Source organism: Streptomyces sp. NPDC001714 (assembly GCF_042892755.1).
GTDB lineage: Bacteria > Actinomycetota > Actinomycetes > Streptomycetales > Streptomycetaceae > Streptomyces.
In genome coordinates this window covers 531,644-555,313 of sequence record NZ_JBIAUL010000007.1, presented here as the reverse complement: position 1 = coordinate 555,313, position 23,670 = coordinate 531,644, and the positions used below count along the sequence as shown (strand labels likewise).

The following is a 23,670-nucleotide window of genomic DNA, read 5'->3' as shown; positions in this document are numbered from 1 at the left end:
AGGCCCTCAAGGAACTGAGGGAGGCACGACTGCCCGCAACGGCAGCGGCGTTACGACGTGGCCGCAAGCCGCGGCCACGCCTTGGTCACGCGTTGCCCGTCAGATGCTCCGGGCGTACCGGCGTGCGGTTCAGTTCCAGGCCCGTCGCGTTGCGGATCGCCGCGAGGACGGCCGGGGTCGAGGACAGGGTGGGGGCCTCGCCGATGCCGCGGAGCCCGTACGGCGCGTGGTCGTCGGCGAGTTCGAGGACGTCGACGGGGATGGTCGGCGTGTCGAGGATGGTCGGGATCAGGTAGTCCGTGAAGGACGGGTTCCTGACCTTCGCGGTCTTCGGGTCGACGATGATCTCCTCCATCACCGCGATGCCCAGGCCCTGGGTGGTACCTCCCTGGATCTGGCCGACGACGGAGAGCGGGTTGAGCGCCTTGCCGACGTCCTGGGCGCAGGCCAGCTCGATCACCTTGACCAGCCCCAGTTCGGTGTCCACCTCGACGACCGCGCGGTGGGCGGCGAAGCTGTACTGGACGTGGCCGTGGCCCTGCCCGGTGTGCAGGTCGAAGGGCACGGTCGGCCGGTGCCGCCACTCCGCCTCGATCTCCACGGCCTCGTCGCCGAGGACGTCCGCCAGGTCGGCGAGCACCTCGCCGCCGTCGGTGACGACCTTGCCGCCCTCCAGGAGCAGCTCGGCGGTGGCCCAGGCCGGGTGGTACGTGCCGAACTTGCGGCGGCCCAGCTCCAGGACCTTCTCCCGGACCAGCTCGCAGGAGTTCTTCACGGCGCCGCCGGTGACGTACGTCTGCCGGGATGCCGAGGTCGAACCCGCCGAGCCCACCTGGGTGTTGGCCGGGTGGATGGTCACCTGAGCGACGCCGAGCTCGGTGCGCGCGATCTGCGCGTGGACGGTCACCCCGCCCTGCCCGACCTCCGCCATCGCGGTGTGCACGACGGCGACGGGCTCGCCGCCGACGACCTCCATGCGCACCCGCGCGGTCGAGTAGTCGTCGAAGCCCTCGGAGAAGCCGACGTTCTTGATGCCGACCGCGTACCCGATGCCGCGTACGACGCCTTCGCCGTGCGTGGTGTTGGACAGACCGCCGGGCAGCTGCCGTACGTCGGCGCCCTCGCTGCTCTCCCACTGGCGCTCGGGCGGCAGCGGCATCGCGCTGACCCGGCGCAGGAGTTCGGCGACCGGGGCCGGCGAGTCGACCGGCTGGCCGGTCGGCATGAGGGTGCCCTGCTCCATGGCGTTCAGCTTCCTGAACTCCACCGGGTCCATGCCGAGTTGCTTGGCGACCTTGTCCATCTGCGCCTCGTAGGCGAAGCACGCCTGGACCGCGCCGAAGCCGCGCATCGCGCCGCAGGGCGGGTTGTTGGTGTAGAGGGCGATGGCCTCGATCTCGACGTCGTCGACGACGTACGGTCCGATGCCGAGCGAGGAGGCGTTGCCGACGACGGCCGGGGAGGCGGAGGCGTACGCCCCGCCGTCGAGCACGATCCGGCACTTGACGTGCGTCAACTTGCCTTCGCGCGTTGCTCCGTGCTCGTAGTAGAGGCGGGCCGGGTGGCGGTGGACGTGGCCGAAGAAGGACTCGAAGCGGTTGTAGACGATCTTGACCGGCTTGCCGGTGCGCAGCGCCAGCAGGCAGGCGTGGATCTGCATCGACAGGTCCTCGCGGCCGCCGAACGCGCCGCCGACGCCGGACAGCGTCATCCGTACCTTGTCCTCGGGCAGGCCGAGCACCGGGGCGATCTGGCGCAGGTCGCTGTGCAGCCACTGGGTGGCGATGTAGAGGTGGACGCCGCCGTCCTCCTCGGGCACCGCGAGGCCGGACTCGGGGCCGAGGAAGGCCTGGTCCTGCATGCCGAAGTAGTACTCGCCCTTGACGATGACGTCCGCCCGCTTGGCGGCCTCGTCGGCGTCACCGCGGATGATCGGCTGGCGGTGCACGATGTTGGGGTGCGGGACGTGGCCGATGTGGTGGTCGGCGCGGTTCTCGTGGACGTGGACGGCGTCCGGGGCGGTGGCCGAGGCCTCGTCGGTGATGACGGGCAGTTCGCGGTACTCGACCTTGATCTTCGCTGCCGCGCGGCGGGCGGTCTCCGGGTGGTCGGCGGCGACGATCGCCACCGGCTCGCCGTGGTGGCGGACCTTGCCGTGCGCGAGGACCGGGGTGTCCTGGATCTCCAGGCCGTAGTTCTTGACCTCGGTGGGCAGGTCGTCATAGGTCATGACGGCGTAGACGCCGGGCTGGGCGAGGGCCTCGCCGGTGTCGATCGACACGATCTCGGCGTGCGCGACCGTCGAGCGGAGGATCTGGCCCCAGAGCATGTCCTCGTGCCACATGTCGGACGAGTACGCGAACTCGCCGGTGACCTTGAGGGTGCCGTCCGGACGGAGCGTGGACTCGCCGATGCCGCCCTTGGTCTGGGAGCCCTGGGTGACCTTGGTGGGAGTGCCGAGCGGAGCGCTGATGGGGGCACCGCCCGCTCGAGCGAGGCCGGGAGTGGAGGAGGGCATGTCGCTCAGACCGCCTCTCCCTGCCGGGCGGCCGCGAGGCGGACCGCGTCCATGATCTTCTCGTAGCCGGTGCAGCGGCACAGGTTGCCCGAGAGCGCCTCGCGGATGTCCGCGTCGCTCGGGTTGGGGTTGCGCTCCAGCATCTCGTCGGCGGCGACCAGCAGACCGGGGGTGCAGAAGCCGCACTGGACGGCGCCGGCGTCGATGAAGGCCTGCTGGATGGGGGAGAGTCGGGTGCCTCCGCCGGTCTGGGAGTCGGCGGGGGGCTTGGGCTGCCAGCTCTGTGCGCTGTCACGCGTGACATGTGACATAGCACTGTCGCCCGTCCCGCCGCCGCAGGCCCGCCGCTCCGCGAACTCCGCCAGCCCCTCCACGGTGACGACCTCCCGCCCCTCCGCCTGCCCCGCCGCGACCAGGCACGAGCACACGGGCACGCCGTCGAGCCGGACGGTGCACGAACCGCACTCCCCCTGCTCACAGGCGTTCTTGGAACCGGGCAGGCCGAGCCGCTCCCGCAGCACGTACAGCAGGGACTCGCCCTCCCACACGTCGTCGGCTTCCTGCGGACGTCCGTTGACGGTGAAGTTGACGCGCATCAGGCGACACTCCCCTTCTGCTCAGTAGTGCCGCGGTACGACTCCCAGGTCCAGGTGAGCGTGCGGCGGGCCATCACGCCGACCGCGTGGCGGCGGTAGCTCGCCGTGCCCCGGACGTCGTCGATCGGATTGCAGGCGGCGGCGCACAGGTCCGCGAACTGCTTGGCGACCGACGGGGTGATGATCTTCCCGTTGTCCCAGAAGCCGCCCTCGTCGAGTGCCGCGTTCAGGAACTCCTCGGCGGTCTTCGCCCGCACCGGCGTCGGGGCGGCCGAACCGATCCCGGTCCGCACGGTCCGCGTCTCGGGGTGCAGGGCGAGCCCGAAGGCGCACACGGCGATCACCATCGCGTTGCGCGTGCCGACCTTCGAGTACTGCTGCGGGCCGTCGGCCTTCTTCACGTGTACCGCACGGATCAGCTCGTCCGGCGCGAGGGCGTTGCGCTTGACGCCGGTGTAGAAGTCGTCGATGGGGATGAGCCGGGTGCCGCGCACCGACTCGGCCTCGACCTCGGCGCCGGCCGCGAGCAGCGCGGGGTGGGCGTCGCCGGCCGGGGAGGCGGTGCCGAGGTTGCCGCCGACGCCGCCGCGGTTGCGGATCTGCGGGGAGGCGACGGTGTGCGAGGCGAGGGCGAGACCCGGGAGTTCGGCGCGCAGGTTCTCCATGATCCGGGTGTACGGAACGGAGGCGCCGAGCCGTACGCTCTCCTCGCCGACCTCCCATTCGTAGAGATCGCCGATGCGGTTGAGATCGAGGAGGTACTCGGGCCGGCGGTGGTCGAAGTTGATCTCGACCATCACATCGGTGCCACCCGCGATCGGCACTGCGGTGGGGTGCTCGGCCTTCGCGGCGAGCGCCTCCTCCCAGCTGGCGGGGCGAAGGAAGTCCATGACCGGCTCTCTTCTCCGTCTCGTGAGTCTCGTGAGTCGTGCGGATTGAGCCAATCCGTGTGCGGCGGGCCCGGCTCGTTCATGTCCTGTTAACGCGGAACGACGCCAGTACACCGCCCCTTACTCCAGCGGGGTCAGTCACCGAAACCATGAAGGAGTTGGCTGGCCAGCACGGGCATCTTGTAGATTCGTATGAACGGAGGTCATCAGTAACCTCTTGGTTCTCCTGCGGAAACGCAGGAAACGCCCTGGCGACCACCGGTTGCGGCCCGGCAGCCCTTGGTGACGGCCCACGGAGGCGCCCGCCGGGCACCTCCCCCGTGACCCTTCAAGATTCATCGTAGATTTCGAGACACAGAACGGCGGCGACGAGATGCGGCTGCGCGCACTGCTGGACACCGATGCGCTGGGCCTGCGGCTGCTCTGCGGCGAGGACGAGCTGGACCGTACCGTGCGCGGGGTCATGACCACCGACCTGCGCGACCCGAGCCGCTACCTCTCCGGCGGTGAGCTGGTGCTGACGGGCCTGGCCTGGCGCCGGGACGCGGCGGACTCCGAGCCGTTCGTACGACTGCTGGTGCAGGCCGGGGTGGCCGCGCTGGCGGCCGGTGAGGCGGAGCTGGGCGCCGTCCCGGACGACCTGGCCGTGGCCTGCGCGCGCCACCGTCTCCCGCTCTTCGCGGTCCACGAGTCGGTGGCCTTCGCGACGATCACCGAGCATGTCGTACGGCAGGTCAGCGGCGAGCGCGCCGGGGACCTGGCGGCCGTGGTGGACCGGCACCGGCGGATGATGACCTCGGGCCCGGCGGGCGGCGGCCCGGACGTGGTCCTGGACCTGCTCGGCTCCGACCTCGACCTGCGCGCCTGGGTACTGTCCCCGGCCGGCCGCCTGATCGCGGGTTCCAAGGTGTCCGGGCCCGCGCTGCCCGCCGACGCCTGCGCCGGGCTGGCCGCCGAGCACCTGGCCGCCACCCGCACCGGCCGCCGCGGCCCGTACCGCGTCCTGCTCGGCGGCACGACCTACTCCCTCTTCCCGATCCGCTCCTGGGGGCACCTCCCAGCGGTAGCTGGGGGAGGCCGCTCTCCGCAGGGCGCCCGGGACGTGCGCGAGACCGTGCTGTCGGACTGGCTGCTCGCGGTCGAGGCGGACGCCGGTGACTGGCCGGAGGAGCGGCTCGACCTGCTCCAGGGCGTCACCCAGCTGATCGCCGTGGAGCGCGACCGCCGCGACGCGGCCCGCACGGTGCGGCGCAGGCTCGCGCAGGAGGTCCTCGAACTGGTCCAGACGGGCGCGGCCCCGGCCGAGATCGCCGCCCGGCTGCGGGTGGCCGCCCCGGTCCTGCTGCCCGGGCTCGGCGCGGCACCGCACTGGCAGGTGGTCGTCGCCCGGGTCGAGTGGGACGGCGGGGAGGTCGAGGGCGGCCCGGTCGCCCAGTCCCTCCTGGAGGAGATCCTGGTCGACCCGCTGGCGACCGGCCCGGAGCCCTCCGACCGGATAGCGGTGGCCCACACCGGCGACGAGGCGATCGCCCTGGTCCCGCTGCCCGCCGTCACCGCCGAGCACGACGGCTCCGAGTCCGGCATCCACGCCGACACCCTCCTGGAGTCGGTACGGGCCCCGCTGTCGGCGGGCCTCGACGACGACGGCCGGGTCACTCTCGGCGTCAGCGCGGCCGTGCACTCGGCGGAGGGCCTGCGCGGTGCCCTGGAGGAGGCCCGGCACGCCCGCCGGGTGGCGGCGGCCCGCCCGGGCCGGGTCTGCGCGGCCGGCCACCAGGAGCTGGCCTCGCACGTCCTGCTCCTCCCCTTCGTCCCCGACGACGTCCGGCGCGCCTTCACCGCCCGCCTCCTGGACCCCCTGCGCGACTACGACCGCCGTCACCGGGCCGAACTGATCCCCACCCTGGAGGCGTTCCTCGACTGCGACGGCTCCTGGACCCGCTGCGCCACCCGTCTCCACCTGCACGTCAACACGCTGCGCTATCGCGTGGGCAGGATCGAGCAGTTGACGGGCCGGGACCTGTCCCGGCTGGAGGACAAGCTCGATTTCTTCTTGGCGTTGCGGATGAGCTGAGGTCACGCGGGGGTGCGACCGGCTCGTGCCAAGTGCCGCCGCCGTCCCACGACTTTGTGAAATTATTCACCCACCCTCTTGGCCCGGCGCGGCGATCGGTGCTGGAATGCGGCCACCACTTCACTGCTCGACGGCGCGCAAGGGGAGGGCAACGTGGCGTATTCCGCCATGTCTGGGAACGGAACGACCGACGGTGACGATCCGCTCCAGACCGCGGTATGGCGGCTGCGCTCGCGGGCCTGCTGGGCCGACGCGGCGGCTCTGCTGCCTTCGGACACGCCGACGTACACCCTGCAGCGGGCGGGGCTGATGGTCGAGCGGTGTCTGTACACCGAGGGGGGCTGGGAGGAGGCCGAGGACGCGCTGCGGACGGCGGAGGCGGTGGCCCGGACCGACGAGGAGCGGGGCGCTGCCGCCTGCGAACGCGGGCAACTCGCCTACGCCGCCACCCTGCACGGGGTCCGCGACCGGGCGGACGAGGCACGGGCCGCGCTCGGGAGGGCGGCGGCGCTGATCCCTCCGGGGGCGCCGGGCCGGGCGCTGCTCGACTTCCGCCGGGGCCTGCTGGCGGAGAACCTGACCCGCTCCCCGCAGGCGGCCCGCGCCGCCTACCGCAGGGCCCACGCCGCCGCCACCGCCCACGCCGACCCCCTCCTGCTCTCCTTCACCTGGCGCCACCTGGCCGGACTGGCGCTGCGGGACGGGGAGCTGGCGGAGGCGCGGCACGGGTTCGCGGAGTCGCTGCGGATCAGGGAGGAACTGGGCTACCTGGTGGGCACCGCTCCGGCGCTCGCCTCCCTCGCCGACACGGAGTCCGAGCCGGAGGCGTCCCGCCTGCGCGAGGAGGCGGGCCGCCTGTTCCGCCTGCTGGGCGGTGTCCCGACCTGGCTGGCGAGGCAGCTGACACCTCCCGCGCCGGGAGCGGCGACCGCCTGAGACCCGGCTCAGAGGAAACTGAGAGTTGGCTGTGCCAGGCTGGCGCGCCCCGACCCTCTCAGGAGCGCTTCGCCATGAGCACCGTCAACGGGCTGCCGGCCCATGTCCTGCTGGTCCACATCGTCGTCGTCCTGGTCCCGCTGACCGCTCTCACCCTGGTGGCCGCCGCGCTGTGGCCGCGGGCCGCCCGGCGGCTGGGGGTGCTGCTGCCCGCGCTCGCCCTGGTCGCCCTGGTCAGCGTGCCGCTGACGACGCAGGCCGGTGAGTGGCTGGAGCGGCACGTGACCGAGGACACCCTGGTCCGCCGGCACACCGAACTGGGCGACGGCCTGCTGCCGTGGGCTCTGGGTCTGTTCCTGCTCGCCACCGTGGTGTGGTGGGCGACCCGACGCGGCGGGGAGGAGCGGGCTCCCGGCCAGGGTGCCCGCTGGTCGGCCCTCCCGGTGCGGATCGTCGTGGGCGTGCTGTCGGTGGCCGTGGCGACCGGCGCGGTGATCGACGTCTACCGCATAGGCGACTCGGGCGCGAAGGCCGCGTGGCACGACGCGTACCAGAAGACGGCACAGGGCAACTGAGGGGGCTGCGGCCGGGGGGTGGGGACGCTCCACCGGCACTGGCCGGGTGCCGCCCCAGCGGCACGACTGCCCGCGGCTGGAAGAAACGGCCAGGACCGCGCCCCGTCAGGGGCGCTGGGGGTACCCCCGGCCGAAGGCTGGGGGAGGAACTGCGCGACCAGCCACGAAGCACCCGCACCCGGCCCCCGGCCCGCGGCCCGCGCCTCCACGGCGGCCGCCCGGCACTCACCACATCCCGCCTGACACCCGGCCCCCGGCCGCCCCTCTCACGGCCGGAAGCCGCGCCAACGCCTTCCCCTGTCAGCCCGCGGCAGCGAAATGCCCGGCCACCAACCTCCGCACCGCATCCGACTCCCCCGCGATCAACGCCTCCAGCAGCGCCGCATGCTCCGCCGCGTCCGACACCAGGTCGGCCCGCGCCCCGCGCAGCGGAACCGCCCTCCTGTGCAGGTCCTCCGCGATCTGCACCAGCTGCTCGTTGCCCGCAAGGGCCAGCACCGCCCGGTGGAACGCCCGGTCGGCCTCCGCGTACGTCGCCCGGCACCCCGTCGCCGCCGCCCGCACCGACTCCTCGGCCAGCGGCCGCAGCGCGGCCCACCGCTCGGCCGGCACGCTGCGCGCCAGCCGCATCATCACCGGTACCTCGATCAGCGCCCGTACCTCGGCCAGTTCCGCGAGCTCGCGTGCGCCCCGCTCGACGACCCGGAACCCGCGGTTGGGCACCACCTCGACCGCGCCCTCCAGCGCCAGCTGCTGCATCGCCTCGCGCACCGGCGTCGCGGAGACCCCGAACCGCTCCCCCAGCACCGGTGCCGAGTACACCTCGCCGGGCGCCAGCTCCCCGCCGACCAGCGCGGTGCGCAGCGCGTCGAGGATCTGCCCGCGCACGGACGCCCGCTGCACGGCGGGCCGGGGCTGCGGGATCGGCCGCTCGCTGTGCGTGTGCTCGCCCCGGGCGGCCGGCGGGCCGGCGGGGAAACCGGGCGCCTCCCGCGCCGACTCCTCGGACCGCGACTGCGCCGGCACCCTGGCCGTCTCGGCGGGAGCCGCGTGCGCGCGCTGGTCCACGGGTCCTCCTCCGGCTCGTCGGCACTTGGGTCATTAACGGCGGGTTGTTACTTGTCCGTCAAGCACCTTAGGCGCACAAGGCGCTGGTTCAAATTTCCGAACGAATGGGTAAGGTAAGGCTTACTTACCCGACAGTCGGCCCGCACCCGATCGGTGGTAGCCCATGTCCTCGCCCGTCTCCGCCGCCTACGCGCGCCTCACCGAGGTCTGCCCGGACCTGGCGGTCACGGAGCTGGGGCCGGGCGACCCGGCCCCCGGGGGCGGCGGCTGGGTGGGCGCCGCCGAGCTGGCGGCGGGCGGCCCCGGCCTGGACGCGTTCCTGGCCTGGGACGAGGACCAGATCCTGCGGGACGAGGGGAGGCCGGCCCGCCCCGACGTGGTCGCCACCTTCGGCCTGCACCGCTACGGCTGGGCCGCCTGCCTCCTGATCACCCTCCCCTGGTTCCTGGACCGCCGGGTCCCCCGCCTCCCCGCGACCGAGGTGTCGTACGACCGCGCGGCGGGCCGGATGGCCGTCCGGGTCACCTCCTTCGCCTGTCTCCCGGGCGACCCGGCGGCGGCGCTGCCCGGCGCGGTCGTCGTGGCCGGCGAGGAGGCACTGCGCGCCGAGGTGCGGGCGGCCGTCGCCGAGCACCTGGAGCCGGTCCTCGGCGGCTTCGGACCGCGGATGCGGCGGCGCGGGCGCGCCCTGTGGGGCATGGCGACGGACGAGGTCGTCGAGGGGCTCTGGTACATCGCCGGGCTGCTCGGGGACGAGGCCCGGGCCGTACGCGAGCTCGAACAGCAGCTCCCGGGCGCGACCAAGCCGTACGTCGGTTCGGCCGCCTTCCGGGTGCTGTCCGGCCCGGCCGGGGAGCCGCTGCCCACCCGGGACCGGGCGAGCTGCTGCATGTACTACACACTGCGCCACGAGGACACCTGCGCCACCTGCCCGCGCACCTGCGACGACGTGCGGATCGCCAAACTCACGGCGGCCGCGGCGGCCTGAGGCGCCCTCAGGCCGATCGCAGGCCCCACCCCGGGGACACGGCACCCCTCGGCATCCACTAAGATCGCCGGTGGCGGGAGCTCCTCTGCGGGGACAGGGAATTCACAACTTCCTCACTTGCCGCAGGAACTTTCCGAGGAACCACCCGTATGGGTAGTCTTACTCGAACTCAACTCCCGCCCCTCATGCGGCAGTTCGAGCAGAATGCCGCCCTGGGGCATCCCCTTGCACTTCCTTGGCGGCCTCTTGCCCCGAAACCCCCTGAGGGCCAGTGGGATTGGGCCACTATGGCGGGCGATACGCCCTATCCCAATGCAAGGGACCCCTAGATGAGACTGACCGACATATCGCTGAACTGGCTGCTTCCCGGCGCCGTACTGCTCCTGGGCATGCTGGTCGCGGTGGCGGTACTGACGCGCTCCAAGCGGTCCGGCGGGGAGCACGCGAAGGACGACTCGTGGGAGCGCAGCGAGGAGCGCCGTCGGCGCAAGGAAGCCATATACGGCACCGTCTCCTACGCGCTCCTGTTCGCCTCCGCCTCGGTCGCGGCGGCCCTCTCGTTCCGCGGGCTGGTCGGCTTCGGCCAGCAGAACCTCGGCCTCTCCGACGGCTGGGAGTACCTCGTGCCGTTCGGCCTGGACGGCGCGGCGATGTTCTCCTCCGTCCTCGCGGTGCGCGAGGCGAGCCACGGTGACGCGGCCCTCGGCTCCCGGATACTCGTGTGGACCTTCGCGGGCGCCGCGGCCTGGTTCAACTGGGTGCACGCGCCCAGGGGCGTCGACCACGCGGGCGCTCCCCAGTTCTTCGCCGGCATGTCGCTGTCCGCGGCCGTCCTCTTCGACCGTGCGCTGAAGCAGACCCGCAAGGCCGCCCTGCGCGAGCAGGGCCTGGTGCCGCGCCCGCTGCCGCAGATCCGTATCGTCCGCTGGCTGCGTGCCCCCCGCGAGACCTACAAGGCCTGGTCGCTGATGCTCCTGGAGGGCGTGCGCAGCCTGGACGAGGCGGTCGACGAGGTGCGCGAGGACAAGCGGCAGAAGGAGACCAACCGGCTGCGCCGCCGCGAGCAGGACCGTCTGGAGCGGGCCCAGCTCAAGGCCATCAGCCGGGGCCACCGCGGCTTCGTCGGACGCGGCCGGCAGGACGAGGTGCACCAGGTCGAGCGCGCCTCGCAGCCCACCGCGGAGCCTGCCATATCGGCGCCGGAGCAGCTGCCCGTACGCCAGCGGCCCTCCCTTCAGCCCGTCCGCAAAGGGTCTGACCCGATCACCGTCGACCTGACCGCGGAGGACGACACAATGGCGTTGCCGCGCCTCGACTCCCTGGAGCGCAAGCTCAAGGACCTCGAGCAGCAGTTCGGCTGATCGCCTGCTGCCGCACAGCACCTCGGGACGGGGGGCGTGACCATGATGGTCACGCCCCCCGTCCCGTCGGGTACGAGGCGCCGGCTAGGCGGCCTCCGCGTCCAGTTCGAACCACACCGACTTCCCGACCTCGTGGGCCTGGACACCCCACGCGTCGGCGAAGGCGTCGACCAGCACCAGGCCCCGGCCGTGTGTGCCGTCGTCGGTGTCCGGGGCGCACATCCGCGGCCTGCGGGACACGAAGTCCCGTACCTCCACCCGCAGTTGGCCCGGCTCCACGACCGCTGTCAGTACCGCCTCGCGGTCCGTGTGGACGAGCGCGTTGGTGACGAGTTCGCTGGTGAGCAGTTCCGCTATCTCGGAGCGGCCGGGACGCCCCCAGTGCCGCAGCAGTTCGCGCAGTTCCCTGCGTGTCTCGGGCACCGCCCGCAGATCGGACCGCCCCAGTCGGCGCCTGAACTGCGGCGGGTGTCCCCGTTCCGTCGTGTCGGTCTCTTCCCCCGCCGTCTGCGCCGAGGAGGCCCCGATGGCCACGGGACCGCCCCCTCGTGCCTGACTGTTCATGACCCCCGCCCGCACGCTGTCTGCCGGTTCCCCTCCTGATCGAACACGTTCACGGGGATCCATGCCCGCTCGGGCACGGGCCAGTCATGTCACGCCGATGACGACCGGGTGTTCGGCCATGTCCGGTGCCCGCTCCGGCCCGTACGTCGCCGCCCGGACCGTCCCGTACGCGCCAAGGGTGCCGCGGACCCGGCGTGATTCAGCCCCGCGCGCAACCTCCTGAGCTGTTTCACGCGGTCCGCGGCACCGGCGAACCTGGCCGAAAGCCGACCTTCCGGCTACTTGCTCCCGAGGCCCTTGGTGCCGATGTTGACGATCTTGTGGGTGTCGCGGGTCATGTCGACGACCAGCTTCGTGCTCGTGTTGCGGCTCCAGGTGAGCGTGACGACGGCCTCCGTGTACTTGCCGGTGCCGGTCTCCGTGACCTTCCACCTGAGCGGGGTGTTCTGGGCACGCAGCACCCCGTCCGCGTGCTCGCGGTTCTCCCAGGCCGTCAGCTTCTTCAGGTAGGTCGGGGCGATGTAGTAGGCACGCAGCGCGGTGGGCAGGTTGCCGCTGCCGTCCGGGTCGCTCTCGGCGTCGATGTAGGCGCCGTAGAAGTCGGCGATCCGGCTGACGTTGTCGGCAGGGTTGCCGCTGACGGTGCGCGGTGCGCCGGCCGAGGCCTGGGCGGTGGCGCCGAGCCCGAGGGCCACGGCGAGGACGCCGGCGGTGAGGACGGCGCGGGTCTTGCTGCTCATGTCTGTTCCCCGTTTTCCGAGTCTCGTGTCTTGCTGTCTCTTGTCTTGCTGTCTCTTGTCTTGCTGTCTTGCTGTCTTCTGTCTTGCTGTTCTGTGTCAGGGGCCGCCCTCCCCACCCCCGAGGGAGAGGGCGGCCCCGGCCCTCGTGTGGGTCAGTGGAGCTTGTTCACGGCCGTGGTGGTGGTCTTCTTGAAGGCCTTCACGGGCGCGTCCACGAAGCCGCCGAGCTGCCCCCAGTCCACGACGGTGACGGTGCGCCCCTCCCGGCCGATGGAGATCAGCCGGATGTCACTGGCGCCCCAGGCGGTCACGGTGCGCAGGGCGTAGACATGGGCGCCGTCCCCGACCGGGAGGGTGCCGTGGTCCTGAAGCGTGGCCCGGATCTGCGGGTCCTCCATCTCGATCCGGTCCGCGCAGGACACGATGTCCTCGTCGAGCTTCGCGAACCGGCCCTTCGCCAGGCGGAGGCTGGGCAGCTCGGCGCTGACCTGACGGGCACTCGTGTCGAGGTCGGTCCGGAACTTCCGGTACCAGGAGTCCTGGCCGCCGCCGAGCCCGGCGCCGATGCAGATGTCCTCCTTGACCTCCTCCGGAATGCCGGCGGTGACCTTGCCGGCCGTCCAGGACGTGCCGGCCCGCGGTGGCAGGTCGGCCGCCTTGAGGAAGCCGGGCGCCTTGGGTGCGGCCGCCGCGGGAGCGGCGAGGGCGGTACCGGCGACGAGTGCGGCGCCGGCGAGTGCGGTGAGCGCGCCTGCTCGGGTGCGCTTGGGCATGGGTGTTCCCCCGTGGGTCGGTGCATGGGTGTGGGCTGCCGCCGACGCGGCCGACTGGTCGGTCCGGCCCTGCTCGGTGCGACACCAAGAGCATCGGCCGTCACCGGCGTGGACCGCAACGGCGACCGCCCGTTTCCCCGCCCTGGAACCATCCCAGCCCCGTTGACGTGCAGGTATATGAGTGCCTGGGATGGCGACGACCGGGGGAAGGTGCCCGTGCGCGACGATGTCGAGGAGTTCGCGGCGCTGCTGCGGCAGCTGAAGGACCGTACGGACCGGAGCTACGGCTCGCTGGCCCGTCGGCTGAACATGAACACCTCCACCCTGCACCGCTACTGCGCGGGCGAGGCGGTGCCCCTGGACTTCGCCCCGGTGGAGCGGCTGGCGGCGTTCTGCGGGGCGACACCGCAGGAGCGGCTCGAACTCCACGAGCGCTGGCTGCGAGCGGTGGCGGCCCGGCAGCGACCACGCGCCGGGGAGGGCGCCGGACCCGCGACGGCGGACGAGCGGACCCCCGAGGACCCGCGAACCGCCGCCGAGCCGTCGGCGGAAGCGGCGCCCGTAGCGGAAGCGGCGCTCCTGGCGGACGCAGCCCCCGTGACGGAACCGGCCCCGGTGACGGAAGCGGCTCCCGTCGCCCGCCCCTGGTATCGCAGGCGGCGCACGCTGGTCGCCTCGGCCGTGGTCACCGTGGTGCTGGTGACGCTGGGCACCCTGGCCGCCCTTCCGGACGACCGGCAGGCCGTCGGCGCCGGGGCCCGGGATCCCGGCTCCTCCACCACGACCACCGCCGGCGACGCCGAGCGCCACGGCAGCGGCGCCACCGGCCCGGCGCCGAACTCCGCCTCCGCCACCCCGTCGTCCTCGACCTCGACCTCGTCCTCGTCGGGCGGCACCAAGGCCTCCTCCCCCTCCGGCAGCGGCACGCCCGGCTCCCCCGCCGCCACCGGCGTCCCCCTCACCTGGACCGCGAACTCGCAGCTCTGGGAACTGGGCTGCGACCACCAGTACGTCATCGACAAGCAGCCGGCCCAGGTCCCACCGCCGCCCGCCCCGCAGGACGCCGGCACGTGGGCGGCCACCCAGAACGCGGTGCACGGCGGCAACACGATCGTGGACGTCTCCGTGCAGGGCCGTTCGTCCACCGCCGTCGTCCTGGAGGCCCTGCGGGTGCGTGTCGTCGGCCGTACGGCTCCCGCGCCCGGCATCGCCTACTCCATGGCGGACGGCTGCGGCGGTGGCCTCACCCCGCGGTACTTCGACGTGAACCTGGACAAGGACCGCCCCATCGCCCGCCCGGTGGCCGGTGAGGGCCCCGACGGGCACACCGTGTCGACCATGCACCTGCCCTACCGGGTCTCCGCCACGGACCCCGAGGTACTGCGCGTCAAGGCGAGCACCGTCGGCTGCGACTGCCGCTGGTACCTCGAACTCGACTGGTCGTCACAGGGCCGCAGCGGCACGGTGCGGATCGACGACCACGGCCGGCCTTTCCGCACCAGCTCCGTCAAGGGCCTGCCGCACTACTGGTACGGCTTCGTCGACGGCGTCCGCCAGTGGGTGCCCACCGACTGAGCCATGCCCCGCGTCACGGCCGGGGCACGTTGCGCAGGTTGGAGCGGGCCATCTGGACCATCCGGCCCACGCCGCCGTCGAGGACCATCTTGGACGCGGAGAGCGCGAAGCCGGTGACCATCTCGGCCTTGATCTTCGGCGGGATGGACAGCGCGTTGGGGTCGGTCACCACGTCGACCAGGGCCGGCCCCTTGTGCTTGAAGGCGTCCTTCAGCGCACCCGCGAGCTGCTTGGGCTTCTCGACCCGCACGCCGTAGGCTCCGCAGGCCAGCGCGACGGCGGCGAAGTCGGGATTGGTGTTGCCGGTGCCGTACGCGGGCAGCCCCGCGACCAGCATCTCCAACTCGACCATGCTCAGCGCGGAGTTGTTGAACAGGACCACCTTCACCGGCAGGTCGTACTGGACCAGGGTCAGGAAGTCGCCCATCAGCATGGCGAATCCGCCGTCCCCGGACATCGACACGACCTGCCGCCGCCGGTCGGTGAACTGGGCGCCGATCGCCATCGGCAGCGCGTTGGCCATCGAGCCGTGCGAGAAGGAACCGATGACCCGGCGGCGGCCGTTGGGCGAGATGTACCGGGCCGCCCACACGTTGCACATGCCGGTGTCGACGGTGAACACCGCGTCGTCGTCCGCGAGTTCGTCGAGGACCGAGGCCACGTACTCGGGATGGATCGGGACGTGCTTCTCGACCTTCCGCGTGTACGCCTTCACCACCCCTTCCAGCGCGTCCGCGTGCTTCTTCAGCATCCGGTCGAGAAACCGCCGGTTCTCCTTGGCCCGCACCCGCGGCACCAGACAGCGCAGCGTCTCGCGCACGTCGCCCCACACCGCGAGGTCCAGGCGGGAGCGGCGGCCAAGGACCTCGGGGCGCACATCAACCTGCACGATCTGCACGTCGTCGGGGAGGAAGGCGTTGTACGGGAAGTCGGTGCCGAGCAGGATCAGCAGGTCGCACTCGTGGGTGGCCTCGTAGGCGGCGCCGTAGCCGAGCAGCCCGCTCATGCCGACGTCGTACGGGTTGTCGTACTGGATCCACTCCTTGCCGCGCAGGGCGTGGCCGACCGGGGACTTGACCTTCTCCGCCAGCTCCATGACCTCCGCGTGGGCGCCCGCCGTGCCGCTGCCGCAGAACAGGGTCACCTTGTCCGCCGCGTCGATCATCGCGACCAGCTTGTCGAGTTCGGCGTCGCCGGGGCGGACGGTGGGCCGGGAGGTGACGATGGCCGCCGAGGCGGACTGCTCCGGGGCGGGCTGGTCGGCGATGTCACCGGGCAGGCTCACCACGCTCACCCCGCTGCGGCCGACCGCGTGCTGGATGGCGGTCTGGAGCAGCCGGGGCATCTGCTGCGGGCTGGAGATCAGCTCGCTGTAGTGGCTGCACTCCTGGAAGAGCCGGTCGGGGTGGGTCTCCTGGAAGTAGCCGAGGCCGATCTCGCTGGAGGGGATGTGCGAGGCGAGGGCGAGGACCGGGGCCATCGAGCGGTGGGCGTCGTACAGGCCGTTGATGAGGTGCAGGTTGCCCGGCCCGCAGGAGCCGGCGCAGGCCGCCAGCGTGCCGGTGATCTGGGCCTCGGCGCCGGCCGCGAAGGCGGCGGTCTCCTCGTGGCGGACGTGGATCCAGTCGATGGCGGCGTTGCGGCGGACGGCGTCCACGACCGGGTTGAGGCTGTCGCCGACGACGCCGTAGAGGCGGCGCACCCCGGCGCGGACGAGGATGTCGACGAACTGTTCGGCGACGTTCTGCTTGGCCATGGCGGTCGGGCACCCTTCGGCTGCGCGGATCTCCGGCTCCCCCCGCGACGCCCTTCCATGTATCCACAGAGGGCGCGCTCACGCCTCCCAGACGGCCGCCGCCGTACGGTCGTCGGCGTACCCCTTGACCCGGACCTGGGCGTCCGCGAGGAACGCGGCGAGGCCCGGCGGGGTGCGGCCGGACCAGCGTCGGGCCAGGTAGGCGCAGAGTGCGGGCTCGCCGCGCAGCGGGTCGGCGAGGCCGCCCGTGCACATCACCAGGGCATCACCCGGGCGGGCTACCGAGGCCCGGAACAGGAACGGGTCGCGGGGCGGCTCGGGGGCCGGTTCGTAGGGGCTGGGCGGGGTCGGGATGCCGAGGTCCATGGTGAGCCGGTCGCCCGCCGGGGTCTCGGAGGGCAGCGAGCCGAAGCCGAGCACGGGTTCACCGGCGGTGTCCGTGTCGACGCGCGGTTCGATGTCCTGCCACTCACCGCCCCGCAGCCGGAACAGGCCGCCCTCGCCGACCCCGAAGAAGACGCGGGTACGGCACTGGGGGTGGGCGGGGAGGAGGAGGCAGCGCAGGCTGGCCGCGTACTCCTCGGGGGCGATGCCCTGTTCGGCGGCGCTGGCCCGGAGCTTGCCGAGGCTGCGGTCGGTGAGCCGGTGCAGCCCGGACTTGAGGTCGCCGCGGCGGGCCGCCTGGATGTCCTCGGTGAGCCGCCGGTGGCTGCGGCCCACGCCCCGGGCGATCCACTCGCACAGCTCGGCGGCGGCCCGGTGCGCGCCGGGGGTGGCCCGGGCACCGGTGGCCATCGCCACCAGGACCAGGGCCTGATCGCCGGCCCCGAACCGGGCGGTGAGCAGGGCGTCGCGGCGCGGTTCGCCCCGGTACCGGGCGGAGTCACCGCGCTGCGAGACGGCCCGCAGGGTGCAGGGACCGTACCGGGCGCCGTCCAGGACGGTGTCGGCGACCAGGTCGTCGAGCTCGTCGGGGTCGGCGGCGGGCAGGGCCGTGGGCTCGGCGTCGTAGGTGGGCGGTCCGGAGCCGACGTAGTCCACGGAGGAGGCCGAGGCGGCGGCCGGGACGGCCACGGCGGCCGAGGCGTCCCGGCTTTCCGGGCCCTGCGGAGCCTCCAGGGCCTGCGGAACCTCCGAGGCCTGTGGAACCTCCGAGGCTTGCGGAACCTCCCGGGCTTCCGCGGCTTCCAGTGCTTCCGGGGCGGCATGCGAGGGCGGCGCGGGCAGGTCGAGCCGGGTGCCGGGGTGGAGGTCCGCCGGGTCGTCGTCCGCCTCCAGCAGCTCCTGGTCCTCCTCGTCCCACGGCCAGGTCTTCGGAGCGGCCCTGGTCTCCTCGGCGGGGGCGGAGGGCGCCCGCTGGGCCGGCACGGTCGGCGGTGGCTGCTCGTCGCCCGGTTCCACGGTGACGTCCCGCCGTCCCCCCACCGTCTTCTTCGCCGAGGCGAAGCGGTCGTCCAGGGAATCGGGTGCGGGCGTGGGTCCGGTGTCCTCGGTGGAGTCGTCGTACAACTGCCCCCACCAGTCGTCCTCGTGACGGGTGGGCCTACCCCCTGGCTGGCTCATGCCCCTAATTGTCCACCGCACGGGCCGGATGAAAACGGGGCATCAGGAAAATCCCGTACCGGACCCCGTCTCGAAGGGCATGACGGGGGACATCTTGAACACCCGTACGAGGAAAGGGGATCGACGACACGCGTGTGCCGGACGGCACGGACGGCGCGGGCGAGGCGCGCCTGACAAGGGTCGACGGGAGTGCGGGCGTTGCCGCGGACGCCAGGGGCTGACACCTGTGAGTCGCCGGGTGGTCCCACCCCCCACGGGAGAACCACCCGGCGACACCGGAGTGACCGGCCCCAGATCCCCTACGCGTACGCGCGTCATGGGGCCGGTCACCGTTCACACGGCCGAACGCCACTGCGCCGACCGGAAGGCCAGATTGTGACGGGTCTTCCTGGTGGCCGGCTGTGAACGGCGGATCGGTTCTCCGTGCGAAGGTGCTGCGGTGACGTGATCTTGGCAGAGTGACGCGCGGTACGGCGATGACGGGCCGCGGCGGGTTTGCGCCGTGGCCGGTTCCCGCCATGCCACCGGGCTTCGAGGGAGGGACGCGGGTCGATGCTGGCAGCGCTGGGGCTGGACGAACGGGACGAGTCGGCGTACCGGGCGCTGGTGTCCGCGGGCGCCGCCGACGTGCCCGGTCTGGCGCGGCGTCTGACGCTGGCGGAGCCGGACACCGAGCGCGCGGAGCTGGCCGGGGTCTCGACCCGCATGCAGCTGGGCTGGCACGCGTACGAGCGGGGCTGGGTGACCCGGAACTGACCTGCGCATCCGCCGGCCGTCCGGCACTCTGGGCAGATGGGAGCAGGGGAACTCCTGCTGGTCGGCCTGGTGCTGGTGCTCGGCCTGTGCGGGGTGCTGGTGCCCGGGGCGCCGGGGACGGGGCTGGTGTGGGCCGCGGTGCTGTGGTGGGCGCTGTACGACCCACGCCCGGTGGCCTGGACGGTCCTGGTCGGGGCGACCCTGGTGCTGCTGGTGGCACTGGTGGTCCGCTGGGTGCTGCCCCCGCGCCGGCTCCGGGCGAGCGGTGCCACCCCCCGGATGGGCGTGTACGCCGGAACCGGCGCCGTCCTCGGTTTCGTCCTGCTCCCCGTCCTCGGCGCGATCCCCGGCTTCATGGCCGGGATCTACCTGCACGAACGCCTCCGTCTCGGCCGGCACGCCGAGGCGCGGGCCGCCCTGCGCACCGCGATGAACGCGGGCGGCTCCAGCGTGCTGGCCGAGCTGTTCGCGTGCCTGCTGGTCACGGCCGGCTGGCTGACGGCGGTGATCTGGTCCGGCTGAGCGCTCAGAGCAGGTCGGCGAGCGGCACGGCGTCGGCGAGGGCACGCGTGCCGGTGTCGTTGAAGTGCAGGTGGTCGCCGGGGTCGTAGGCGGGCAGGATGCGGCCGGGCTGCTGCGGATCCCGTACGACGGCGTCGAAGTCGACGTACGCGTCGAAGACCTGCCCGGTGCGGATCAGCGCGTTCACCCGCTGCCGTACGGCCTCGCGGGCGGCGGTGTACGCGCTGTACCCCCCGTACGGGGTGAGGGTCGCGCCGACCACCCGGATCCCGCGCTCGTGGGCGCGGGCCACGATGGTCCGGTACGCCCGCACGAAGTCGGCGGGGTCGGTGGCCTCCGGGGTGCCCTTGATGTCGTTGATGCCTTCGAGGACGACCAGGGTCCGGACCCCGCTCCGGTCGAGCCCGTCGGCGTCCAGGCGCCTGAGGGCTCCCGGTCCTCCGGTGCTGTCGAGCAGGAGCCGGTTGCCGGAGATCCCGGCGTTGAGGACGCCGACCCGGAAGGGCCGCAGCCGCTCCGCGAGGCGGTCGGGCCAGCGGTGGTTGGCGTCCATACTGGTGCCGTTGCCGTCGGTGAGGGAGTCGCCGAAGGCGACCACGGTGCCGCGGGTCACGGCCTGCACGTCGACGCCGGTGACGTAGTACCAGTGGCCGGTGGTGCGGGTGTAGGCGCCCCCGTCCTCGTCGTCGGCCCGGCCGGTGCCGTCCTCGGCGAGGTAGCTGGTCTGGAGCGCGACCCGGTGGTAGGTGGCGGGCCCGGAGTCGCCCGGGGTCTCGACGCTGACCAGCAGGTCGGCGGCGGCCGGCACGGTGAGCGGCACCGGGTCGCTGACCAGGTCCTGTCCGACGGGTACGACGGCGGTGCCGGCGCCCCCGAAGGTCGCGGCGCGCATCGAGCCGGGGACGGCGGCCGGGCCGGTGCCCTGCCGCAGGGCGACGGTGACGGCTCCGAGCCGGAGCGGGGCGCTGCCGAGCCGGTTGCTGACCCTCACCCGCACCTCGCCGCCGCCGACGCTCAGGTGAACGACATTGCGGTACGCGGCGCCGGGCACCGCCGCTTCGGTACCGGAGGGCGCGGCCTCCCAGCTCCCCGCCCAGAGCGAGAGCTCCGGATCGGCACCGGCCCGCCCGCTCACCCCCATCACCGACAACAACGCCACCACGAGCACTCGCCCGACCTTGCCCATCCCCACCTGCCCTTCCGAGGCCTACTGGACGGGAAGGTGACATACGGGCGCGGCCCTGAACAGCAACTCGACTACGAGACCACCCGGGTGGCGGAGCGCGGCGACAGCGGCCGGAGAGCGGTTCGACTGCGGGCGAGTGGGAGCGGAAAGGCGGTGACGGTTGTTCCATGACTGCGGGCGAGTGGGAGCTGATCGCGCAGTTCCTCCCCCAGCCTTCGGCCGGGGGTACCCCCAGCGCCCCTCACGGGGCGTTGCCCAGCCGTGCCTTCAACCTTACCGCGGGCAGTCGTGCCGCTGGGGCGATGGGGGTCCCCCCGCTCGAGCGAAGCCGAGAGCGGGGGGAGGGTGGGCGCTGGGGGTCCCCCCTCTGGGGGAGGCACCCCGCAAGCGCCGGTAAGCGTCCCCGCCCCCGCCTCAGCCCACCGCTCCCGCCAACGTCAGGAGCTGCACCTTCCGCTCAACTCCAGCCGGAACTCCTTGAGTTCGCCGGCGAAGTGGGCGGCGAGCCGTTCCTCGACTCTGCTGCCAGCAGCAGGTGCCGGACGGCGTACGACCGCCAGGGCCGCCACTCGTCCGGTACGTCGAGGCCGGGCAGGCCGGGCAGCGCGACGTCGGGGTCGGTGAGGGCGCGGGCGCGGATGGTGGCGACGATCGCGGGGTCCATCCCGGGAAGGGACCGCAGCGCCCCCTCCGCCTCGTCCCGGTCGGCGCCCGGATCCAGCCGAAGCGTCCCGTCGGCGAGCGCCGCGGCAAGCGCGCCGAGGCTGCCGTCGGGCTCCGCTCCCGCGAGCACCGCGGGCTCGGGGAAGAGGTGCGTGGGGCCGTCGGACGGAGCGTCCAGCGCCCTGCCGTACCGCCGTACCAGCCGCTCGGCGCCGGCGGTGCCGACGAGGGCCCGGACGGCGGCCTCGGCCGGGTCCGCGGCGCCGGGTGACCGCAGCCCCGGCCGGGCGGCGACCAGCGGAGCGAGCCGCGGGTCCTCGGCGAGCCGCTCGCCGACGGCGTACGGATCGGCGTCGAGGTCGAACAGCCGGCGCAGCCGCTGTACGGCGGTGGTCAGGTCGCGCGGGTCGGTCAGGCGCAGCCGCGCGTCGAGCCAGCCGCCGGGATGCGCGCCGAGGCCCGCACCGGTCGCGGCGGTCGTACCGGTCCGCTCCTCGACGGCGACGACGGCATGGCCGTAGGGCAGCCGCAGGGTGCGGCGGTAGGTGCGCGCGCCAGGGGCGCCGGTGATCTCCTCGATGCCGGGCACGGCCTCTCGTTCCAGCAGGTCGAAGACGGGGGCGGCCTGGTACGGGCCGCGGTGGGCGAGCCGCAGCGGGATGCCGGCGGCCGGGGAGCCGCGCCGTGCGCCGCGGCCGCCGGGCGCGGCCTCGCGCAGCCCGCTCGGGGTGGTGGCGTACACGGCGCGAACGGTGTCGTTGAACTGCCGGACACTGGCGAAGCCGCTCGCGAACGCGATCTCCGTGATCGGCAGCTCGGTGGTCTGGAGCAGCGTGCGCGCGGTGTGCGCCCGCTGGGCCCGGGCGAGGGCGACGGGGCCGGCGCCGAGCTCGGCGGTGAGCTGCCGCTGCACCTGGCGTGCGCTGTAGCCGAGCCGGTCGGCGAGCCCGCCGACACCCTCCCGGTCCACCACGCCGTCGCCGATCAGCCGTACGGCCCGGCCGACGACATCGGCACGGATGTTCCACTCGGCGGAGCCGGGGACCGCGTCCGGGCGGCACCGGCGGCAGGCCCGGAAACCGGAGCCCTGCGCGGCGGCCGCGGTGGGGAAGAAGCGGACGTTGCGCCGCTTCGGGGTGACGGCGGGGCAGCTGGGGCGGCAGTAGATGCCGGTGGTCTCGACGGCGAAGAAGAACGCGCCGTCGAACCGGCCGTCCCGGCTGCGGACCGCCTCGTACCTGGTGTCTTCGTCCATCACGGCTCAAGTGTGGGCGACGGGAGGAAAGAGGGCTGGCGGGAATCGGACATGAGGCTGGAGCCCCCGGGAGTGACAGCGCCCCGCCAGGGGCGCGGGGCGGTGTCGACGTGCGGCTGCCGCCGCGGGTGCGCGCTCGGCCCCACGCACCCGAAGCGGCCCTTCCACCGCTACCGCCGCCGCCCTCGCTTCGCCTCCATCGCCGCCTTCCCCTCCGCGCCCCTCTTCTTCCAGTCCTTCTTGATCTCGGCCCGGAGCCGCGCATCGGTCTTCGCGACGATCCACTGGTTCTCCCGCATGAGCTTGCGGTAGCTCTCCAGCCGGCGTACGGGCAGCTCCTGGGCCTCCACCGCGGAGCGCACGGCGCAGCCCGGCTCGCTCTCGTGTCCGCAGTCGGAGAACCGGCAGCCCTCCGCCAGTTCCTCGATCTCGGCGAACACCTGCCCGACGCCGGTCTCGGCGTCGAACAGCCCCACGCCCCGCAGTCCGGGCGTGTCGATCAGCACGCCCCCGCCCGGGAGGGCGAGCAGGTTGCGGGTGGTGGTGGTGTGGCGGCCCTTGCCGTCGACGTCCCGGGCGGCCCGGACGTCCATCACGTCCTCGCCGAGGAGCGCGTTGGCGAGGGTGGACTTGCCGGCGCCGGACTGGCCGAGCAGCACCGACGTACCGGAGCCGACGAGGCCGACCAGCGTCTCGAGGCCGTCGCCCGCGTGCGCGCTGACCGTGAGGACCGGCACGCCCGGGGCCGTCGTCTCGACGTCCTGGACGAGGTGCGCGAGGGTCACCGGGTCCGGGACCAGGTCGGCCTTGGTGAGGGCCACGACCGGCTGCGCCCCGGACTCCCAGGCCAGCGCCAGGAACCGTTCGATGCGGCCGAGGTCGAGTTCGACCGCCAGGGACACCGCGACGATCGCGTGGTCGACGTTGGCGGCGAGGATCTGCCCCTCGGACCGCTTGGAGGAGGTGGAGCGCACGAAGGCGGTACGGCGCGGCAGATACGCGCGTACGTAACGGGGGTTGCCGCCGGGTTCCACGGCGACCCAGTCGCCGGTGCACACGACGCGCAGCGGATCGTGCGGGGTGACGAACGCGGTGTCGGCGCGCACCAGGCCGCCGGCGGTGACGACGTCGCACTGCCCGCGGTCGACCCGGACGACCCGCCCGGCGAGCAGTCCCTCGGTGTCGTAGGGGGCGAACTCCTTCGCCCAGGTCTCGTCCCAGCCGTAGGGAGCGAGTGCGGAGAAAACAGCGGAGCTGGAAGTCAAGGGTGACCCTTCACAGGGGCGGCCCCGGAAAGCTGAGAGGTCAGCC

Annotated in this window: 19 protein-coding genes and 1 pseudogene; 8 read left to right on the top strand and 12 right to left on the bottom strand. The window is 73.2% G+C overall.

What is annotated here, in order from left to right; all coding sequences use genetic code 11:
- Window positions 1-85 precede the first annotated feature (85 nt).
- Genes ACFY0P_RS21765 through ACFY0P_RS21755 form a run of 3 tightly spaced genes read right to left on the bottom strand, consistent with a single transcriptional unit; the run spans window position 86 to window position 4,004 of the window.
- Window positions 86-2,518: a xanthine dehydrogenase family protein molybdopterin-binding subunit gene (locus ACFY0P_RS21765; protein ID WP_388915338.1), complete on the bottom strand. Its 2,433-nt coding sequence runs from the start codon at window positions 2,516-2,518 to the stop codon at window positions 86-88.
- 5 nt (window positions 2,519-2,523) lie between these two features.
- A complete protein-coding gene (locus ACFY0P_RS21760; RefSeq protein ID WP_388915336.1) occupies window positions 2,524-3,114 on the bottom strand; it encodes a (2Fe-2S)-binding protein in 591 nt (196 codons plus the stop codon).
- Window positions 3,114-4,004, bottom strand: a complete 891-nt coding sequence (locus tag ACFY0P_RS21755; RefSeq protein WP_388915333.1) for an FAD binding domain-containing protein — start codon at window positions 4,002-4,004, stop codon at window positions 3,114-3,116. The genes ACFY0P_RS21760 and ACFY0P_RS21755 overlap by 1 nt, the downstream gene beginning before the upstream one ends.
- 373 nt (window positions 4,005-4,377) lie before the next feature.
- Between ACFY0P_RS21755 and ACFY0P_RS21750 the strand changes: the two genes are divergently transcribed.
- The 3 genes from ACFY0P_RS21750 (at window position 4,378) to ACFY0P_RS21740 (ending at window position 7,589) form a co-directional block, all read left to right on the top strand.
- Complete coding sequence (locus tag ACFY0P_RS21750) at window positions 4,378-6,078, top strand: PucR family transcriptional regulator (protein ID WP_388915330.1); 1,701 nt, start codon at window positions 4,378-4,380, stop codon at window positions 6,076-6,078.
- Between the two features lie 168 nt (window positions 6,079-6,246).
- A complete protein-coding gene (locus tag ACFY0P_RS21745; RefSeq protein WP_388915327.1) occupies window positions 6,247-7,014 on the top strand; it encodes a hypothetical protein in 768 nt (255 codons plus the stop codon).
- A 74-nt stretch (window positions 7,015-7,088) separates the two neighbouring features.
- On the top strand, window positions 7,089-7,589 hold the full coding sequence (locus ACFY0P_RS21740) for a DUF2231 domain-containing protein (protein WP_388915325.1): 501 nt from the start codon (window positions 7,089-7,091) through the stop codon (window positions 7,587-7,589).
- Window positions 7,590-7,889: 300 nt separating this feature from the next.
- On the opposite strand, the gene ACFY0P_RS21735 is transcribed toward ACFY0P_RS21740, so the two are convergent.
- On the bottom strand, window positions 7,890-8,657 hold the full coding sequence (locus ACFY0P_RS21735; protein WP_388915322.1) for a GntR family transcriptional regulator: 768 nt from the start codon (window positions 8,655-8,657) through the stop codon (window positions 7,890-7,892).
- A gap of 163 nt (window positions 8,658-8,820) precedes the next feature.
- Here ACFY0P_RS21735 and ACFY0P_RS21730 point away from each other — a divergent pair, with 163 nt between their 5' ends.
- Both ACFY0P_RS21730 and ACFY0P_RS21725 read left to right on the top strand, forming a co-directional pair.
- Window positions 8,821-9,645 carry a (2Fe-2S)-binding protein gene (locus ACFY0P_RS21730; RefSeq protein ID WP_388915319.1) on the top strand — a complete coding sequence of 275 codons (825 nt, stop codon included), beginning with the start codon at window positions 8,821-8,823 and terminating at the stop codon, window positions 9,643-9,645.
- A 329-nt stretch (window positions 9,646-9,974) separates the two neighbouring features.
- Window positions 9,975-11,006: a DUF2637 domain-containing protein gene (locus ACFY0P_RS21725; RefSeq protein ID WP_388915316.1), complete on the top strand. Its 1,032-nt coding sequence runs from the start codon at window positions 9,975-9,977 to the stop codon at window positions 11,004-11,006.
- An 84-nt stretch (window positions 11,007-11,090) separates the two neighbouring features.
- Here the strand turns inward: ACFY0P_RS21725 and ACFY0P_RS21720 are convergent, their stop codons facing one another.
- The 3 genes from ACFY0P_RS21720 to ACFY0P_RS21710 form a co-directional block, all read right to left on the bottom strand.
- Window positions 11,091-11,540, bottom strand: coding sequence for an ATP-binding protein (locus tag ACFY0P_RS21720; protein ID WP_388915313.1), 450 nt, complete (start codon window positions 11,538-11,540; stop codon window positions 11,091-11,093).
- Between the two features lie 308 nt (window positions 11,541-11,848).
- Window positions 11,849-12,310, bottom strand: a complete 462-nt coding sequence (locus ACFY0P_RS21715) for a hypothetical protein (RefSeq protein ID WP_388915310.1) — start codon at window positions 12,308-12,310, stop codon at window positions 11,849-11,851.
- A 152-nt stretch (window positions 12,311-12,462) separates the two neighbouring features.
- Window positions 12,463-13,083 (bottom strand): hypothetical protein, encoded by a 621-nt coding sequence (locus tag ACFY0P_RS21710; protein ID WP_388915307.1) that lies wholly within the window; start codon window positions 13,081-13,083, stop codon window positions 12,463-12,465.
- A 177-nt stretch (window positions 13,084-13,260) separates the two neighbouring features.
- Between ACFY0P_RS21710 and ACFY0P_RS21705 the strand changes: the two genes are divergently transcribed.
- The gene (locus tag ACFY0P_RS21705) at window positions 13,261-14,658 is read left to right on the top strand and encodes a helix-turn-helix domain-containing protein (RefSeq protein WP_388915304.1); all 1,398 of its coding nucleotides are present in this window, start codon (window positions 13,261-13,263) and stop codon (window positions 14,656-14,658) included.
- A gap of 13 nt (window positions 14,659-14,671) precedes the next feature.
- Here the strand turns inward: ACFY0P_RS21705 and ACFY0P_RS21700 are convergent, their stop codons facing one another.
- Both ACFY0P_RS21700 and ACFY0P_RS21695 read right to left on the bottom strand, forming a co-directional pair.
- The gene (locus ACFY0P_RS21700; RefSeq protein ID WP_388915301.1) at window positions 14,672-16,414 is read right to left on the bottom strand and encodes a pyruvate dehydrogenase; all 1,743 of its coding nucleotides are present in this window, start codon (window positions 16,412-16,414) and stop codon (window positions 14,672-14,674) included.
- Window positions 16,415-16,492: 78 nt separating this feature from the next.
- Window positions 16,493-17,977 (bottom strand): protein phosphatase 2C domain-containing protein, encoded by a 1,485-nt coding sequence (locus tag ACFY0P_RS21695; protein ID WP_388915299.1) that lies wholly within the window; start codon window positions 17,975-17,977, stop codon window positions 16,493-16,495.
- 552 nt (window positions 17,978-18,529) lie between these two features.
- On the opposite strand from ACFY0P_RS21695, the pseudogene ACFY0P_RS21690 reads away from it, so the two are divergent.
- Window positions 18,530-18,658, top strand: a pseudogene (locus tag ACFY0P_RS21690) (helix-turn-helix transcriptional regulator); the annotation flags it as partial.
- A 111-nt stretch (window positions 18,659-18,769) separates the two neighbouring features.
- On the top strand, window positions 18,770-19,255 hold the full coding sequence (locus ACFY0P_RS21685) for a DUF456 domain-containing protein (RefSeq protein WP_388915296.1): 486 nt from the start codon (window positions 18,770-18,772) through the stop codon (window positions 19,253-19,255).
- A gap of 4 nt (window positions 19,256-19,259) precedes the next feature.
- On the opposite strand, the gene ACFY0P_RS21680 is transcribed toward ACFY0P_RS21685, so the two are convergent.
- The 3 genes from ACFY0P_RS21680 to rsgA all read right to left on the bottom strand — a co-directional run bounded on the left by ACFY0P_RS21680 (window position 19,260) and on the right by rsgA (window position 23,624).
- Window positions 19,260-20,441 carry an SGNH/GDSL hydrolase family protein gene (locus ACFY0P_RS21680; RefSeq protein WP_388915293.1) on the bottom strand — a complete coding sequence of 394 codons (1,182 nt, stop codon included), beginning with the start codon at window positions 20,439-20,441 and terminating at the stop codon, window positions 19,260-19,262.
- A 457-nt stretch (window positions 20,442-20,898) separates the two neighbouring features.
- Window positions 20,899-22,359 carry a DNA-3-methyladenine glycosylase 2 family protein gene (locus ACFY0P_RS21675; protein ID WP_388915409.1) on the bottom strand — a complete coding sequence of 487 codons (1,461 nt, stop codon included), beginning with the start codon at window positions 22,357-22,359 and terminating at the stop codon, window positions 20,899-20,901.
- A 170-nt stretch (window positions 22,360-22,529) separates the two neighbouring features.
- Window positions 22,530-23,624, bottom strand: a complete 1,095-nt coding sequence (gene rsgA, locus ACFY0P_RS21670; RefSeq protein ID WP_388915291.1) for a ribosome small subunit-dependent GTPase A — start codon at window positions 23,622-23,624, stop codon at window positions 22,530-22,532.
- Between the last annotated feature and the right edge of the window lie 46 nt (window positions 23,625-23,670).

Bases quoted from the DNA above. Each gene is read 5' to 3' on its own strand.
- ACFY0P_RS21725 (WP_388915316.1), top strand. From the start codon at position 9,975: ATGAGACTGACCGACATATCGCTGAACTGGCTGCTTCCCGGCGCCGTA.
- ACFY0P_RS21750 (WP_388915330.1), top strand. From the start codon at position 4,378: ATGCGGCTGCGCGCACTGCTGGACACCGATGCGCTGGGCCTGCGGCTG.
- ACFY0P_RS21745 (WP_388915327.1), top strand. From the start codon at position 6,247: ATGTCTGGGAACGGAACGACCGACGGTGACGATCCGCTCCAGACCGCG.
- ACFY0P_RS21740 (WP_388915325.1), top strand. From the start codon at position 7,089: ATGAGCACCGTCAACGGGCTGCCGGCCCATGTCCTGCTGGTCCACATC.
- ACFY0P_RS21730 (WP_388915319.1), top strand. From the start codon at position 8,821: ATGTCCTCGCCCGTCTCCGCCGCCTACGCGCGCCTCACCGAGGTCTGC.
- ACFY0P_RS21765 (WP_388915338.1), bottom strand. From the start codon at position 2,518: ATGCCCTCCTCCACTCCCGGCCTCGCTCGAGCGGGCGGTGCCCCCATC.
- ACFY0P_RS21705 (WP_388915304.1), top strand. From the start codon at position 13,261: ATGAGTGCCTGGGATGGCGACGACCGGGGGAAGGTGCCCGTGCGCGAC.
- ACFY0P_RS21715 (WP_388915310.1), bottom strand. From the start codon at position 12,310: ATGAGCAGCAAGACCCGCGCCGTCCTCACCGCCGGCGTCCTCGCCGTG.
- ACFY0P_RS21710 (WP_388915307.1), bottom strand. From the start codon at position 13,083: ATGCCCAAGCGCACCCGAGCAGGCGCGCTCACCGCACTCGCCGGCGCC.
- ACFY0P_RS21695 (WP_388915299.1), bottom strand. From the start codon at position 17,977: ATGAGCCAGCCAGGGGGTAGGCCCACCCGTCACGAGGACGACTGGTGG.
- ACFY0P_RS21700 (WP_388915301.1), bottom strand. From the start codon at position 16,414: ATGGCCAAGCAGAACGTCGCCGAACAGTTCGTCGACATCCTCGTCCGC.
- ACFY0P_RS21685 (WP_388915296.1), top strand. From the start codon at position 18,770: ATGGGAGCAGGGGAACTCCTGCTGGTCGGCCTGGTGCTGGTGCTCGGC.
- ACFY0P_RS21680 (WP_388915293.1), bottom strand. From the start codon at position 20,441: ATGGGCAAGGTCGGGCGAGTGCTCGTGGTGGCGTTGTTGTCGGTGATG.
- ACFY0P_RS21755 (WP_388915333.1), bottom strand. From the start codon at position 4,004: ATGGACTTCCTTCGCCCCGCCAGCTGGGAGGAGGCGCTCGCCGCGAAG.
- ACFY0P_RS21760 (WP_388915336.1), bottom strand. From the start codon at position 3,114: ATGCGCGTCAACTTCACCGTCAACGGACGTCCGCAGGAAGCCGACGAC.
- ACFY0P_RS21675 (WP_388915409.1), bottom strand. From the start codon at position 22,359: ATGGACGAAGACACCAGGTACGAGGCGGTCCGCAGCCGGGACGGCCGG.